The sequence below is a fragment of the Streptacidiphilus alkalitolerans genome (genome assembly GCF_042511045.1).
In the GTDB taxonomy this organism is placed as follows: Bacteria; Actinomycetota; Actinomycetes; order Streptomycetales; family Streptomycetaceae; genus Streptacidiphilus; species Streptacidiphilus alkalitolerans.
The window spans coordinates 1-15,090 of the sequence record NZ_JBHEZX010000008.1 but is presented as its reverse complement, the minus strand read 5'-3'; the positions used below and the strand labels follow the sequence as shown (position 1 = coordinate 15,090).

Genomic DNA, 15,090 nt, shown 5'->3' with positions numbered 1-15,090 from the left:
GCCTGGGACCACACAAGGGGTCGAACCAACCGGCGCTCCCTCAAAAATCCCGCACCAAACCAGTACTGACAGCAAATCAGCAGCTCAAGGCCGCAGTGACCGGGCAACTCAGGCGGATCACGATTCGGACACGACAACCGGATCGTGCATGCCTCTGGACTCCCCCGGGACCCGAGGACTATATGTACATCCGACGTCTACCAGGTTCCGCCCCCCACCCTAGGAGAGCCCGGTGTTGCATCGACTCACTTGGCGGCGCGCTGTCGCGGCGACAGCCACCGCCGCACTCGCCACCGCCTTACCGCTCGGACTCGGCCCGGCGCCGGCCGCGACCGCGGCCACCCTCACCACCGCCTGGCAGAACGGCGCGTTCTCGCAGAACACCGCCGGTGTGGTCGGCAGGTCCGACATCGTGCTCGGACAGGCCAACACGGCCGCCACGCAGTACCTGCCGCTCGGCAACGGCACGCTCGGCGTCGCCGAGTGGGCCGCGAACGGCTTCACCGCCCAGCTCAACCGGAGCGACACCATGCCGGGCCGCAAGTCGCCCGGGCAGGTCCACATCCCCGGCCTGGCCGCGATGACCTCGGCCGCGGACTTCAAGGCGACCCTGGACGTCTACAACGGCGTGCTCAACGAGTCCGGCGGCGGGATGACCGCCAAGGTCTGGGTCGCCTCCGGCAAGGACGAGCTGGTCGTCGACGTGACCGGCGCCAACCCGGCCACCACCCAGACCGCGACCGTGAACCTGTGGTCCGGACGCAGCCCGGCCGCGGCGGTGTCCGGCGGTATCGCCACCCTGGCCGAGACCTGGGTCGACAACTCCGGCCAGGGCGCGTCCGGGCAGACCTTCGGCTCGCTCGCCGCGCTCACGGCCGGCGGCCAGAACGTGGCCGCGTCGGTGGTCAACTCCAGCTCGGTGCAGGTGAGTTTCAAGCCCAACAGCAACGGCTCGTTCCGGGTCGTGGTCGGCGCACCCGGCTGGACCGGCGGCAATGCCGCGAGCACCGCCTCGGCCCTGATCGGCGCCGACGCCACCACCGCCGAGTCCACCCTGCTGGCCACCCAGTCCGCGCACTGGAACGGGTTCTGGGGCAGCACCGGGCTGATCGAGATCACCTCCGCCGACGGCTCCGGCGAGTACCTGGAGGCGCTGCGCACGCTCTACCTGTACGCCGAGGAGGCGTCGACCGGCGGGCCCTACGGCGGCAGCCAGGCCGGTGTGGCCGACCTGTTCAACTTCGACCAGGACCACCAGGACTGGTTCCCGGCCGGGTTCTGGCTGTGGAACCTGCGCGGCGAGATCGCCACCAACATCAGCGCGGGCGACTTCGCCTCGAACCTGCCGATCTTCACCATGTACCTCAACGACCTTCCGGCGATCGAGTCCTGGACCAGTGCCCAGATGGGCGGCAAACCGGGTGCCTGCGTGCCGGAGACCATGCGCTTCAACGGCAACGGCTGGTACAACGGCGGCACCGGCAACGCCTCGTGCAGCCTGGCCTCCTCGCCCAGCTACAACGCCGAGAACGTGACCTCCGGCGCGGAGATCGCGCTGTGGATCTGGCAGCAGTACCAGGACACCGGCAGCCTCCCGTTCCTGCAGAAGTACTATCCGGTGCTGCAGCAGGCCGCCACCTTCCTGCTGGCCTACCAGAGCGTCGGCTCCGACGGCTATCTGCACGCCACCGCCAACGCCCACGAGACCCAGTGGGCGGTCACCGACCCGACCACCGACCTGGCCGCCGACGCCGCGCTGTTCCCGGCCACGGTGGCCGCGGCCACGCTGCTCAACACCGACTCCGCGCTGGTCTCCAGGCTGCGCACGGCGGAGACCCAGATCGAGCCGTACGCCCGTACCGACGCGGCGACGCACCAGCAACTGCTGACACCCTCGGCCGACGCCGCCGGCACCGATGTGATCGGCGACTCCTTCCAGCCCACCGCCGCGATCAACAACAGCGAGAACATCGGCCTGGAACCGGTCTGGCCCTACGGCCTGATCGGTGACAACTCGCCGCTCACCGCGCTGGCCGACCGCACCTACACCAGCCGGCCCAACAACGGCGGCAACGACTGGAGCTTCGACGCGGTGGACGCCGCCCGGCTCGGCCTGGCGAGCCAGGTGCAGTCCGACCTGGTCTCGCTCACCGAGCACGACCAGGCGTTCATCGCCGGCACCGCCAACCTGTCCGGCAGCACCGCCGGGGACGAGCCGTACCTGGAGCAGTCGGCCACCGTCGGCACCGCGCTGGACGAGGCGCTGGCCACCGACTACGACGGCACCCTGCGGTTCGCCCCGGCCTGGCCGTCCGCCTGGAGCGTGTCCGGCACCGTGTACGTACGCGGCGGCTCCAGGGTCGAGGTGCAGGTGCAGAACGGCACCCTCACCACCGCGGCGCTGATCGCCGGCACGACCGGCAGCACCGCGGTGCGCAACCCCTGGCCCGGCCAGTCCGCCACCGTGGTCAACGGCTCGACCGGGGCGGTGGTGGTCCCGCCGACGACCGCGGCCACTTTCACCGTCCCGGTCACGGCGGGCTCCTCGTATCTGATCGAGAACACCGCCTCGCCGACCACGTCCTACCAGTTCGCCCAGGTCACCGGGACAGTGGCGACCACCGACAAGCACCTCGGCGGAGTGCGGATCGGGCTGGACCCGGCCACCCACTACGCCTCGCTCGCGGCCAGCTTCAACGATGTCGGCATCACCGCCGACAACAACACCGCGCCGGGCAACTTCGACGGCGGGGGCGCCAGTTACTCGCAGACCGCGCTGAGCAACGCGGGCGCGGGCCCCGGGGCCCAGGTCTCCGCCTCCGGCAAGCACTTCAGCATGCCGGGCGCGGCGGCCGGAACCGCCGACAACACGGTCGCAGGCGGCCAGACGATCAACCTCAGCGGCTCGTCCGGCACGCTCGGGTTCCTGGTCTCCGGCAGCTACGGCCCGGCGACCGGTTCCGGAACCGTCACCTACACCGACGGCAGCACCCAGTCCTACACCGTCACCGCACCGGACTGGTTCTCCACCTCACCGCCCAGCGGCGGCGCGCTGGCGGTCAGTTCGGCCTACCAGAACCGCCAGGGCAACACCACGTACAACGGCACCGGGAACCTGTTCTCGACCACCGTCGCGATCAACGCGGCCAAGACCGTGGCCTCGGTGACCCTGCCGGCCCTCGGCAGCCTGGCGGCCGGAACTCCCACCCTGCACATCTGGGCGGTGTCGCTCAACTGATCACTGAGACCCGATGGTTCCCGTCGCGGCCGGGCGAGCGCGCCCGGCCGCGACGGGGGTCCGTGGCAGTGGATCCGGCCCCAGGGTCTAACTGGGCAGGGCCCACTGCTGGTTGGCGGATCCGCCGCAGGTCCAGATCTGCAGCAGGGTGCCGTTGGCCGAACTCGGCCCGGTCGCGTCCAGGCATTTCCCGGACTGCGGGTTCACCAGCGAGCCGTTGCTGCCCGCCGTCCAGACCTGCGACCCGGTGCCGTTGCAGGCGTAGAGGTCCACCTTGGTGCCGTTGGCGGTGCCCGCGGCAGTGACGTCCAGGCACTTGCCCAGGGCCTGCAGCGTGCCGTCGGAGGCGACGGTCCAGCTCTGCGCGGCGGTGCCGTTGCAGTCGTAGAGCTCGACCGGGGTGCCGTTGGCGCTGTTGGCCCCGGTGATGTCCACGCACTTGCCGCCGTAGCCGGTGATCGCGCCGGTGGGCGTGGCCGGGTTGGTCGGCGGGGCCGAGGTCGGCGGCGTGGTGCCACCGCCGGTCGGCACGACATCGGGGTTGTTCGCGTTGGTGAGCGTCTCCCAGGCGACGAACAGGTCGTTGCTGCCCTGCGGCCGCTTCTGCTCGGTGTACGCCTGGGTGTTGGCCATCGCGATGCCCTCACGGTTGTGCAGGGCGTTGAAGCCGGGCTCGGTGACCGGGCCGAGGCCCTTGTTGACGCTTCCGCCGCAGAGCCAGGACGGCACCGCCGCGCCGAGCTCGTACTTCGTCTGGAAGCCGAGCGCCTGCTGCAGCCGGGGTCCGACCTCCGGGTAGAGGTCCTGACCCTGGATCAGCGCGGTCTCGGCCACGCTGGAGATCGAGGCGATCCCGTAGCCGGTGTGGGTGAAGTCGCGGCAGGTCTCCTGGGTGAGCCCGTCGACGAAGGTCGACTGGCCCTGCCAGTAGGAGATGATCTTCGCGCTGGTATTGAGGTTCTGGCTGGGCACGGTCTTCGGCAGCGCGCCGTCCGAGCTCAGGTAGATGTAGGCGGGGACCCGGACCAGGAACGTGTTGATCGCCTTGGTGTAGTCCGCGGTGTCATTGAGGTAGATGGAGATGCCGACCGCCGCCTGCATCATCACCAGCTCCCAGTTGCCGTTGCTGTTGGAGCCGTTGATGATCTCGGGCAGGTAGACGTTCTTCAGCATGGTGCCGAAGCGGGCCTGGTTCGCCCAGCCGCCGGTGTAGGTGTAGCGGATGATCTCCGCGGCCTGCGGCCACATCGAGCCGGCCCAGCCGGTCTGCAGCGGGGCGTTGCTGTTGGTGTGCTCGGTGATGCTGCCGGACCAGGCGTCCATCAGCTTGATGGATTCCTGCGCGTAGGCCGCGTTGCCGGTGATGTACCAAGCGAGGGCGTCGGTGTAGGCGGCGATCGCGTCCTGGCGCTCGTCGGTGCAGCCGTTGTTGGGGTTGGAGACCGGGCCGCACTCGACATTGGCGCGCGGCTTGGGCACCCGGCTCAGCGAGGCGTAGGAACTCGCCATCATCTGCGCGTAGGCGTCCTTCCAGGGCTGCGCCCCGGCCTTCACCTGGGTCTTCACATAGGCGAGTTGGGGCAGGCTGACGCCGACCCCGGGGTGGACGAAGGAGGTCGGCGCGGGGGCCACGGCGGGGACCGCGGCCGGGGCGGCCGTCGTGGTGGCCGCGTTGCCCGACGGGACGGTGAGCACTCCGGCGAGCACGGCGACCAGCAAGCCGGTGACGCCGACCAGCCATTGTCGGGGTATCGAGGACGAACGCATGGGATGCCTTCCTGTGGGGGGGCGGAACCGATCCCTGGAGTTCATGGACGTGAATACATGTCAGTGACATGAACTTGCTTAGGCAAGCCTGAAAGATAGGTCTGAACCAATCCCGCGTCAATACCTGGCCGCCGGACCCCGAAACATTGGCCCAGACCATTGACGTGCCCATGCGTGATGAGTTCAATCAAGTCGCGAGAGAAGTACGGGAGAGCGCTCCCCGGTTCACTTCGAACCCCCACAGCACCCACCCACGGAGGAGCCCGACGATGGCCCCGATCCGCTCCGCTTCCACGCCCGGCCGCACCCTCTGGGGGCTGCTCGCGCTGGTCGCACTCCTGTTGGGCCTGGTCGCGGCCCCGGGATCCGGCACCGCCCGGGCCGCCACCCCGTTCAAGGTGATCGCGTTCTACGACGGCACCTACGACGCGGCCCACATCAGCTTCGACCACGAGGCGAACCAGTGGTTCCCGCAGCAGGGCGCGGCGAACGGCTTCACCTACACCTCCACCACCGACTGGAGCCAGCTCAACACCGCCAACCTGAAGAACTACCAGGTGGTGCTGTTCCTGGACGACGCGCCCCACACCGCCGCCCAGCAGACGGCCTTCCAGCAGTACGTCCAGGGCGGAGGCGGCTGGATGGGCTTCCACGTCTCCGCCTTCAACACCGACCCCAGCACCTGGCCCTGGTACTACAACACCTTCCTCGGCACCGGGGCGTTCCAGACCAACAGCTGGGGACCCACCTCGGAGACCCTGAAGATCGAGGACCACAGCAACCCCGCCACCGCGTCCCTGCCGGCCACCATCACCTCCTCGGTGAGCGAGTGGTACAGCTGGACCAACGACCTGCGGCAGAACCCGAACATCGACATCCTGGCCTCGATCGACCCGTCCAGCTTCCCGGTCGGCACCGATCCCAACCAGACCTGGTACAGCGGCTACTACCCGATCGTCTGGACCAATCGCAACTACCGCATGATCTACGCCAACTTCGGCCACAACGCGATGGACTACGCCACCAACACCACGCTGTCGTCGACCTTCGCCAGCCCGGCCCAGAACAGCCTGGTGCTGAACGGGCTCAAGTGGCTCGCCGGCGCCGGTACCGTCACGCCTCCCCCGCCGCCGCCGACCGGCACCGGCCCGATCACCGGCTACGGCAGCAAGTGCGTGGACGTGGCCGCGGCCAACAGCGCCAACGGCACCGCCGTCCAGCTGTACGACTGCAACGGCACCGCCGCACAGACCTGGACCGTGGGCACCGACGGCTCGCTGCAGGCCCTGGGCAAGTGCCTGGACGTCACCGCCGCGGGCACCGCCAACGGCACCAAGGTCCAGCTCTACGACTGCAACGGCACCAATGCCCAGAAGTGGACCGTCGGCAGCAACAACACCCTGGTCAACACCGGTTCCGGCCGCTGCCTGGACGCCACCGGGCCCAGCTCGGCCAATGGCACCCGGCTGCAGATCTGGGACTGCTCCGGCGGAGCCAACCAGCAGTGGCACCTCCCGAGCTGAGCAGCGGCTGAGCAGCAGCTGAGCCCCCGGCCCCTGGCGCGCTCCCCCGCGCCAGGGGCTTCGTCTTATTTTCGACATGACATGACCAAAACAGTCGTACGGTCCTCGACTCTGTGCTCGGATGGTCTCAAGGTGTCCATCCAGAGGGTTCGCCACATAATCAGCAGGTATCGGAGTGTTGGTACCCGTGTGGCGGGAAAGGAGCGAGGGATGAGTACACGGCTCGATGAATACGAAGCGCTGAGTCACATAGCCGGGATCGCCTTCAAGACCGGTCCGCCGCGGCACACGGGCGTGGAGCTGGAGTGGCTGGTCCGCGACAGCGGGGACCCCACGGCGACGGTCCCGATCGAACGCCTGGAGTCCGCGCTGGCGCCGCTGGCCCCGCTGGCCGAACTGCCGCACGGGGGCCGGATCACCCTGGAACCCGGCGGACAGGTGGAGCTCAGCTCCCGTCCGGAGACCTCCCCGGTGCGATGTCTGCGCGAGACCGGCGCCGACCTGGCCCTGCTCCGCGCGGCCCTGGCGGACGCCGGTCTCGAGGTCGCCGGGTACGGGTTGGAGCCCTACCGCACCCCCGGCCGGGTGCTGGACCAGCCCCGCTACGGGGCGATGGAGGCCTACTTCGACCGGAACGGCCCCTGGGGCCGGATGATGATGCGGGCCACCGCCTCGATCCAGGTGAACGTGGACGCCGGTGACGACAGCGACGAGGCCACCGGGTACCGCTTCCGCTGGGCCCTGCTGCACCGGCTGGGGCCCGTACTGATCGCCGCCTTCGCCAACTCACCGCTGTGGCAGGGCCGCCCCACCGGCTGGCTCTCCAGCCGGCAGGCCGTCTGGGCCCATATGGACCCCGGCCGCACCCGCCCTCCGGTCCCGGACGGCGACCCCCGCACCGCCTGGGCCCGTTACGCCCTGGACGCCGGCGTGCTCTGCCTGCGCCGGCCGGCGCCCGCGCCCTGGACCGCTCCGCCGGAGCTGTCGCTGCGCTCCTGGCTGCGCGGCGCCCCGACCGGTCCGCCGCCCACCCTGGGCGACGCCGAGTACCACCTGACCACGCTGTTCCCCCCGATCCGGCCCCGCGGCTGGCTGGAACTCCGCATGATCGACGCCCAGCAGGACGACGACTGGACCGTGCCGGCCCTGCTGGTCACCGCCCTGCTCGACGACCCGGACACCGCCCGCGCCGCCCACCGGGCGACCGAGCCGCTCACCGGCGGCGCCGACGTCCCCCCGTGGACGGTGTGGCTGCGCGCGGCGCGGGACGGGCTGGCGGACCCGGCGCTGCTCGCCTGCGCCCGGGACTGCTTCGCGCTGGCCGGGGCCGCGCTGGAACGCACCGGCACACCCCCCGACCTGCAACAGGCGCTGGCCCGCTTCGCCCGGCGCTACACCGACCGGGGCCGCTGCCCCGCCGACGACCGACTCGAGGCCCTGCGCACGGGGCCCGTACCCGATCTCACGGAAGGCGTGTCACGATGACGCCGCAGCCCACGCCCAGGGAGCGGGCCCGGTTGGCCCTGGAGGCCGCACGGGCCAGGACCCTGGCGCTGACCGACTGCCTGGACGACGCCGAACTCGGCGCCCAGCACTCCCCGTTGATGTCCCCGCTGGTCTGGGACCTGGCCCACATCGGCAACCAGGAGGAGATCTGGCTGGTCCGCGAGGCCGGCGGCCGTCCGGCGCTGCGCCCGGACCTGGACCCGCTCTACGACGCCTTCCGGCACCCCAGGGCCGAGCGTCCGGCCCTGCCGCTGCTGGGCCCGGACCAGGCCCGCCGCTTTGTCGCCGAGGTCCGCGACCAGGCCATGGACGTGCTGGCCAAGGCCCCCACGGCCGGCAGTCCGCTGTTCGAGGGCGGCTTCGTCTTCGGCATGCTCGCCCAGCACGAGCAGCAGCACGACGAGACCATGCTCGCCACCCACCAGCTGCGCCAGGGCCCGCCGGTGCTGGACGCGCCCGCGCCGCCGCCGGCGCCCGACGAGGCCGCGCTGCTGCCCTCCGAGGTCCTGGTCCCGGCGGGCCCGTTCACCATGGGGACGGACACCGACGCCTGGGCGCTGGACAACGAGCGCCCGGCCCACACCGTGCGGGTCGCCGACTTCTGGCTGGACACCGCCCCGGTCAGCAACGCCGCCTACCAGCAGTTCATCGACGACGGCGGCTACCAGGAGCCGGAGTGGTGGGCGCCGGAGGGCTGGGCGCACCGGCAGCGGGAGCAACTGGAGGCCCCGCTGTTCTGGATCCGCGACCAGGACCGGCCGGGCGGCTGGCTGCGCCGCAGGTTCGGCCGGACCGAGCCGCTGCCCCCGGACCAGCCGGTGGTCCACGTCTGCTGGTACGAGGCCGACGCCTACGCCCGCTGGGCCGGCCGCCGGCTGCCCACCGAGGCCGAGTGGGAGAAGGCCGCCCGGCACGACCCGGACACCGGGCGCAGCCTGCGCCACCCCTGGGGCGACCAGGACCCCGGGCCCGAGCACGCCAATCTGGCCCAGCGGCACCTGGAACCGGCCCCGGTCGGCTCGTACCCGGACGGCACCGCGCCGTGCGGGGCCCGGCAGTTGCTCGGCGACGTCTGGGAGTGGACCTCCTCCGACTTCGACGGCTACCCGGGCTTCACCGCCTTCCCCTACGCCGAGTACTCCGAGGTCTTCTTCGGCGGCGACTACAAGGTGCTGCGCGGCGGCTCCTTCGGCACCGATCCGGTCGCCTGCCGCTCGACCTTCCGCAACTGGGACTATCCGATCCGGCGTCAGATCTTCGCCGGCTTCCGCACCGCCCGGGACGCCCGGTTCTCGGAGGACGGCTGATGTGCCGTCATCTGGCCTCCCTGGGACCGGTCCGCCCGCTGGCCGAGCTGCTGGCGGACCGGCCGGGGAGCCTGTACCGGCAGTCCTGGGCGCCGCGGCGGCAGACCCACGGCACCGTCAACGCGGACGGCTTCGGCATCGGCTGGTACCCGCCCGGCGCCGAGGACGCCCCGGCCCGCTACCGGCGGGCCGTGCCGATCTGGGCCGACACCGAACTGCCGGACCTGGCCCGGACCCTGCACAGCGCGGCGGTACTGGCCGCGGTCCGCGACGCCACCGCGGGCACCAGCCAGGACGCCGCCGCCTGCGCGCCGTTCCGCACCGGGCGGTGGCTGTTCAGCCACAACGGCGCCATCGCCGACTGGCGCCGGCTGCCCGAGGAGATCGACTCCGGCCTCTCCGCGAGCGCGCTGCTCGGCCTGGAGGCGTCCTGCGACTCCGCGCTGCTGTGGGCGCTGCTGCACCGGCGGCTCGACACCGGCGAGCCGCCGGGCGAGGCCCTGGCCGCGGTCACCCGCCAGGTCGCGGCGGTGCGACCGCAGGCCCGGCTGAACCTGCTGCTCACCGACGGACGGACGATCGGCGCCATCCGCTGGGGCGACACCCTCAGCTGGCGGGCCGGGACCGACCGGGTCCTGGTCGCCTCCGAGCCCTGCGACGAGTCCGACGGCTGGCAGGACGTGCCCGAGCACTCACTGCTGCTGGCCACCCGCGACCAGGTCCGGATCACCCCGATCCCCCTCCCGTCCCCTCAGTCCCCCGGCGTCGAACAGGAGCAGTCCCATGACATCCGCCTTCACGCTTGAGAACCGGCTGCCACTGCGCTCGGACCTGCTGTCGACCGAAGGGGGGCGCCCGTGACCCGCATCCGCAGCTACGGCTTCACCGACACCCTGGCCGCCAAGCACTACGCCACGGCGCTGCGCGCCGACATCCGCGACGGGCTGACCCGCACCCCGAAGTCCACGGCGCCCACCTGGTTCTACGACGCCCGGGGCAGCGAACTCTTCGAGCAGATCACCCAGCTCGACGAGTACCCGGTGTGGCGCGCGGAACTCGGTCTGTTCCTGCTGCACGCCGACGACATCGCGGTGCGGACCCGCGCCCGCAGCCTGGTCGAACTCGGCTCGGGCAGCAGCAACAAGACCCAGCTGATCCTGGAGGCCCTCGGTCCGGCCGGCCTCCACTACGTCCCGATCGACGTCAGCGCGGACGCGCTGCACCAGGCGGGCGCCCAGCTCGCCAAGGACCATCCGGGGATCGTCATCCATGCCGTCCGTGCCGACTTCACCGCCCCGCTGGTGCTGCCGGAGCTCCCGGACGACGGCCCGCGGCTGATCGCCTTCATCGGCAGCACGCTGAGCAACTTCCGCCGGCCGGCCCGCGGTCCCTTCCTTCGGGGGCTCCGCGACATGATGCGCCCCGAGGACTTCCTGCTGATCGGCGCCGACCTGGTCAAACCCGTACCGGAGATGCTCGCCGCCTACGACGACGGCAAGGGCGTCACCGCCGCCTTCGACAAGAACCTGCTGCACGTCCTCAACCGTGAGCTGGACGCCGACTTCGACCCGGACTCCTTCGACCACGTGGCGGTGTGGAACAGCGCCGAGCAGCACATCGAGATGAGGCTGCGCAGCCGGGTCGAGCAGCGCGTCAAGATCCGGGACCTCGACCTGGTGGTGCACTTCGAGCGCGGGGAGGAGTGGGTCACCGAGAGCAGCGCCAAGTTCAGTACGGACGCGCTGCAGGCAGAGCTGTCCGCCGCCGGCCTGCGCACCGACCAGCTCTGGGCGGACGAGGACGCCGGTTTCGCCCTCATGCTCACGATTCGCTCGACCGACTGACAACAACGAGCACACCCGGGCGTTGAGGCGGTCGCCGCACCGACCGCCTCACCGCCCGGCGTGCAGCTGCTCGCACATGTCGGCAGCCGCGACGGTCCAGGGATGGTGCTGCCCCAGCACCCGCACCCTGCCCCGCAGCACCATCTCCGCCTGCCGCAGGGCCTCCTCCCGGGCACCGGCGTCGTCCAGGGTTTGGGCGAGCAGGGTGCGGGCGGAGAGGGAGATCGGATGCTCGGCGCCGAACATCCTTTCATGGGCTTCGAAGGACCACCGTGCCTGGGGAAGCGCCTCCTCGACGTGCCCCGTCGTGCGAAGGGCGTAGGCGTAGTCAAGTTCCGCCATGAGCGTGATCGCATGGTCGGGCCCGAGTTCGGTCCTACAGGTCTCCACCAGTGTCCGGCCGGCCGGGAGGTGGCGGTTGAGCTCGGTGACGGAGCAGGATTCCAGGGCGATCGCCCGTGCGATGAGGGTCACCGGATGCTCAGGGCCGAGCAGTTCCTCACGTCCGGCGATCGTGCGTCGGACCAGGTCGGCGGCCTCCGCGGCCTGTTGCAGGGCGACCAGCGGGCGGGACAGCGAGACCGCTGTCTGCAGGGCTTCCAAGGAACCCTGGCCGAACACCCGCTCGGTGTCGGCCAGGACTGCGCGCAGTGTGACCGCGGAGTCCTCGAAACGGCCCATGCGGTGCAGACTTCGGCCGATACGCTGACGCAGCTCCAGGACGACGGCGTCACCGTCGTCCAGTGCGCCCTGAACCAGCCGCAGCGTCACACTCGCGAGGGTGTGGGCGGATGTCGCGTCGCCGCTGCGGTGCAGGGCGACGACCAGGTGCAGACAACTGCGGGCAGCGGCACGGACGGTCGAGGGTGCTGGAGCGACCCACCCGACCGAGCGCCGCACAAGTGCCAGTGCGTGCGGAACGAGGCGGACCAACTCCTGCTTCGCGCGCCCGCGTTGAGGGACCGCTGGGATCTGGCCCGCCAACAGGGCGGAGGCCGAGGCGACGTACCGGGCGCGCTCCGCCATCGGCGTGCCGAGCGCCACACTGTCCAACAGCACAGCATGGGTGCGCAAACAGCGGCTCTCCGGGACGATCTCGGTCAGGGACCGGTCGATCAGGCCGCGCAGAGCCAGCTCCATCCGGGGTTCGGGGTGGCCGAGCGCGCTGCCACTGTCGGCGAGGACGGCGATCGGCAGCGGATCGCCCGCCCAGCAGGCGAGCAGCCGCAACAGGTCCACTGCCTCGGGCAGCCCTCCCCCGGCGAGCCCGTCCAGGGAGATCTGCCAGGTGGTGCTCAACAGATGCCGCGATTCCTCGGCGGACGAGGCGGAGGCACCCCGATCGATCAGCTCGATGCGGTCCAGCCCGCTGTCCTCGCCCAGGTGCTCGCTGTACTCACTCATCGTCCACGGGCGGATCACCTGCTGCGAGAGGAACCCCCCGGCGAGGGTGAGGGCGAGCGGAAGCCGACCGAGCCTCTCGGCGATCCGCTCGGCCTCCTCCATCGTCCCGGACGCCGGGGCCAGGTCGCAGAGCACACGCGCAGCCTCGGCCAGGGGCAGAACGCCGACGTGGACCAACTGCGCTCCGGGCCACCAGTGGGCCGCCGCCTGCCGCGACGTCACCAGGACAAGGCCGCGGGGGCTGGACCGCAGCCATCCGCCGTCGCGCAGCACCACCGGGTCGTCGGCGTTGTCCAGAACCAGGATCCAAGGCTCGGGAGACGCGTCGAGGCACTGCCACACCAGGTCGGCGGCAGCCCGGAGGCCACTGCGCGCCGCCGTCAGCTCGCCCTCGCGGGCGCCCCGGTCGGCGGCGACAGCCAGCATGCCGGAACGGAGCGAGGCCGTGTCGGAGGCATTGACCCACAGGCCCAACCGGTTGGCCTCCTCCTCCGCGTAGCGGAACGCCTCGAGGGCGACGGCAGTCTTTCCGCAGCCGCCGAGCCCGTGCAGGACGAAGGTCATGCCCCCGTCCTGAGCGTCCATCGCCTGTCGCAACTGCTGCATGACCCCTCGCGGTCGCGCAGAACCACGGGTCGACGCCCCGCGGACGGGCGACGAACGGAGTCCGGGCCGGACCATGCGGGTGCGTGGTGGTGATGCTCCGTGATGTGCTGGTCTCGGGAGGCCTGGTACACGCGTCCGCGATCCGAGGCGGTCGCGCGCAGCACAACACCTGGCGTGCGGGGAAGAGCTCCGGCCTCCGCCAGCAGGGCACGTAGGCCGGAGACGAGTTCGGGATGCGCGGCCAGGAGTCGACGGATGCGTGCCTGCCACTCGGCCGCACATTCCTGGGACACTCCGTCCGCGGTACTGGGCGGCGCGGCCCGGAGGTCGTCGTGCGCCGCGTCGAGTTCCTCCGCCACCGCCGACGCGCGATCCGGACGGCCACTCCGCCACAGCTCGACCAGGCCGTCGCGAAATCCGTCCCAGTCGTCAACCGCGGTCAACCCAGCGACAGTTGTTCCCGCACTCGCCGCGAGCGCGGCAATTTCCGCGTCCATCCCCGACCCCCATCGCTCCCCTCCGTTGAACGTACCCCGACATGCCCCGTGCTGCAGCTGTTCGGCTGTTCCGGACAGCACTGCGGCACCGCCTGAAGGCGTGGGTACTTGAAGATGCAACCATGGGCGGGTCACCGAACCGGAGAGGCGTATCCATGGCTACCGAGGCACCCGGCACCTTCGCACTGATCGGCACCGGCTGGAGGTCCGAGTTCTTCCTCCGGCTGGCCCGTCAGGCCCCGACCCGGCTGCGGGTCTCCGGGGTGGTCAGCCGCAGCGCGGAACGCGGCGCGCGGATCACCGGGGCGTGGGGGGTGCCGGTCTTCCGCAGCACCGAGGAGCTGCTCGGCGCGGTCGACAGCGAGTTCGTGATCCCCTGCGTGCCCTGGGACGCCAGTCCCGGGGTGATCACCGAGCTGGTCCGGGCCGGCGCCCGGGTGCTCGCCGAGACCCCGCCGGCCCCCGACCTGGCGGGGCTGCGGGAGCTGTGGGCGGCGGTCGGCGGCAGCGGCGCGGTGCAGGTCGCCGAGCAGTACACCCGGATGCCCGCCCACGCCGTGCGCGGCACCCTGGTGGACCGCGGCGCGATCGGGGAGGTCGGCTCGGTGCAGATCTCCTCCACCCACCTCTACCACGCGGTCGCGCTGATCCGCCGGCTGCTCGGGGTGGGCTTCACCCCCGCGACGGTGCACGCGCGGAACTTCACCGCGCCGCTGGTCGACCCGCTGAACCGGGACGGCTGGACCGGCGACACCGCCGCCAAGCCGGCCGCCACCACCCTGGCCACCCTGGACTTCGGCGGCCCGATGGGCCTGTACGACTTCACCGACAACCAGTGGTGGAACCCGCTGCGGGCCCGGCGGCTCACCGTCCGCGGCTCGCACGGCGAGATCGTCGACGACACGGTGACCCGGCTGCTGGACGCCCGCAGCGTGGTGGACTCCCCGCTGGTGCGCCGCCGGGCCGGGGTCGACCTCAATCTGGAGGGCGTGGACCTGGACCACATCAGCGTCGACGGCGAGGTCCTGTGGCGCAACCGGCTGGTCGGCTCCCGGCTGTCCGAGGACGACCTGGCCGTCACCGACCTGCTGCTGGACACCGTCGCCTGGAGCCGCGGCGAGGGGCCCGCCCCCTACCCGCTGGCCGAGGGCTGCCAGGACCACCAGCTCAGCCTGGCGATCGAGGAGTCGCTGCGCACCGGCGCCGCGGTGACCACCACCCGCGAGCCCTGGGCCGAGCCCGCCTGACCCGACGTCACCTGGGCCGGCCCGGTCGAGGGGGTGTCTGACGGATCTCCGCGGGTGAAGGAGCGGTGTCCGGTGCGTGCGGTCGCAAGGCGCCGGAGCGCCCTTGTAGCGGAGCTACCAGGGCGGTTCGGCAACGCGGCGAGCGTGCGTG

Annotated in this window: 9 protein-coding genes and 1 pseudogene; 7 read left to right on the top strand and 3 right to left on the bottom strand. The window is 71.4% G+C overall.

What is annotated here, in order from left to right:
• Positions 1-232: 232 nt before the first annotated feature.
• Positions 233-3,238 (top strand): glycosyl hydrolase family 95 catalytic domain-containing protein, encoded by a 3,006-nt coding sequence (locus ACEZDG_RS19335; RefSeq protein WP_380511031.1) that lies wholly within the window; start codon positions 233-235, stop codon positions 3,236-3,238.
• An 87-nt stretch (positions 3,239-3,325) separates the two neighbouring features.
• Here the strand turns inward: ACEZDG_RS19335 and ACEZDG_RS19330 are convergent, their stop codons facing one another.
• Positions 3,326-3,769, bottom strand: coding sequence for an RICIN domain-containing protein (locus ACEZDG_RS19330; protein ID WP_380511865.1), 444 nt, complete (start codon positions 3,767-3,769; stop codon positions 3,326-3,328).
• A 6-nt stretch (positions 3,770-3,775) separates the two neighbouring features.
• A pseudogene (locus tag ACEZDG_RS19325) lies at positions 3,776-5,005 on the bottom strand (alginate lyase family protein); the annotation flags it as partial.
• A gap of 269 nt (positions 5,006-5,274) precedes the next feature.
• Here ACEZDG_RS19325 and ACEZDG_RS19320 point away from each other — a divergent pair.
• The 5 genes from ACEZDG_RS19320 to egtD all read left to right on the top strand — a co-directional run bounded on the left by ACEZDG_RS19320 (position 5,275) and on the right by egtD (position 11,185).
• Complete coding sequence (locus ACEZDG_RS19320) at positions 5,275-6,528, top strand: ThuA domain-containing protein (RefSeq protein ID WP_380511029.1); 1,254 nt, start codon at positions 5,275-5,277, stop codon at positions 6,526-6,528.
• Positions 6,529-6,738: 210 nt separating this feature from the next.
• Positions 6,739-8,013, top strand: coding sequence for an ergothioneine biosynthesis glutamate--cysteine ligase EgtA (gene egtA, locus ACEZDG_RS19315; RefSeq protein WP_380511026.1), 1,275 nt, complete (start codon positions 6,739-6,741; stop codon positions 8,011-8,013).
• Positions 8,010-9,341: an ergothioneine biosynthesis protein EgtB gene (egtB, locus tag ACEZDG_RS19310; protein ID WP_380511023.1), complete on the top strand. Its 1,332-nt coding sequence runs from the start codon at positions 8,010-8,012 to the stop codon at positions 9,339-9,341. The genes egtA and egtB overlap by 4 nt, the downstream gene beginning before the upstream one ends.
• Complete coding sequence (gene egtC, locus ACEZDG_RS19305) at positions 9,341-10,147, top strand: ergothioneine biosynthesis protein EgtC (protein WP_380511021.1); 807 nt, start codon at positions 9,341-9,343, stop codon at positions 10,145-10,147. The genes egtB and egtC overlap by 1 nt, the downstream gene beginning before the upstream one ends.
• Positions 10,148-10,207: 60 nt before the next feature.
• Positions 10,208-11,185, top strand: coding sequence for an L-histidine N(alpha)-methyltransferase (gene egtD, locus ACEZDG_RS19300; RefSeq protein WP_380511864.1), 978 nt, complete (start codon positions 10,208-10,210; stop codon positions 11,183-11,185).
• A gap of 48 nt (positions 11,186-11,233) precedes the next feature.
• On the opposite strand, the gene ACEZDG_RS19295 is transcribed toward egtD, so the two are convergent.
• Complete coding sequence (locus ACEZDG_RS19295) at positions 11,234-13,195, bottom strand: tetratricopeptide repeat protein (RefSeq protein WP_380511018.1); 1,962 nt, start codon at positions 13,193-13,195, stop codon at positions 11,234-11,236.
• A gap of 652 nt (positions 13,196-13,847) precedes the next feature.
• On the opposite strand from ACEZDG_RS19295, the gene ACEZDG_RS19290 reads away from it, so the two are divergent.
• Positions 13,848-14,939: a Gfo/Idh/MocA family protein gene (locus ACEZDG_RS19290; protein WP_380511015.1), complete on the top strand. Its 1,092-nt coding sequence runs from the start codon at positions 13,848-13,850 to the stop codon at positions 14,937-14,939.
• Positions 14,940-15,090: the final 151 nt, after the last annotated feature.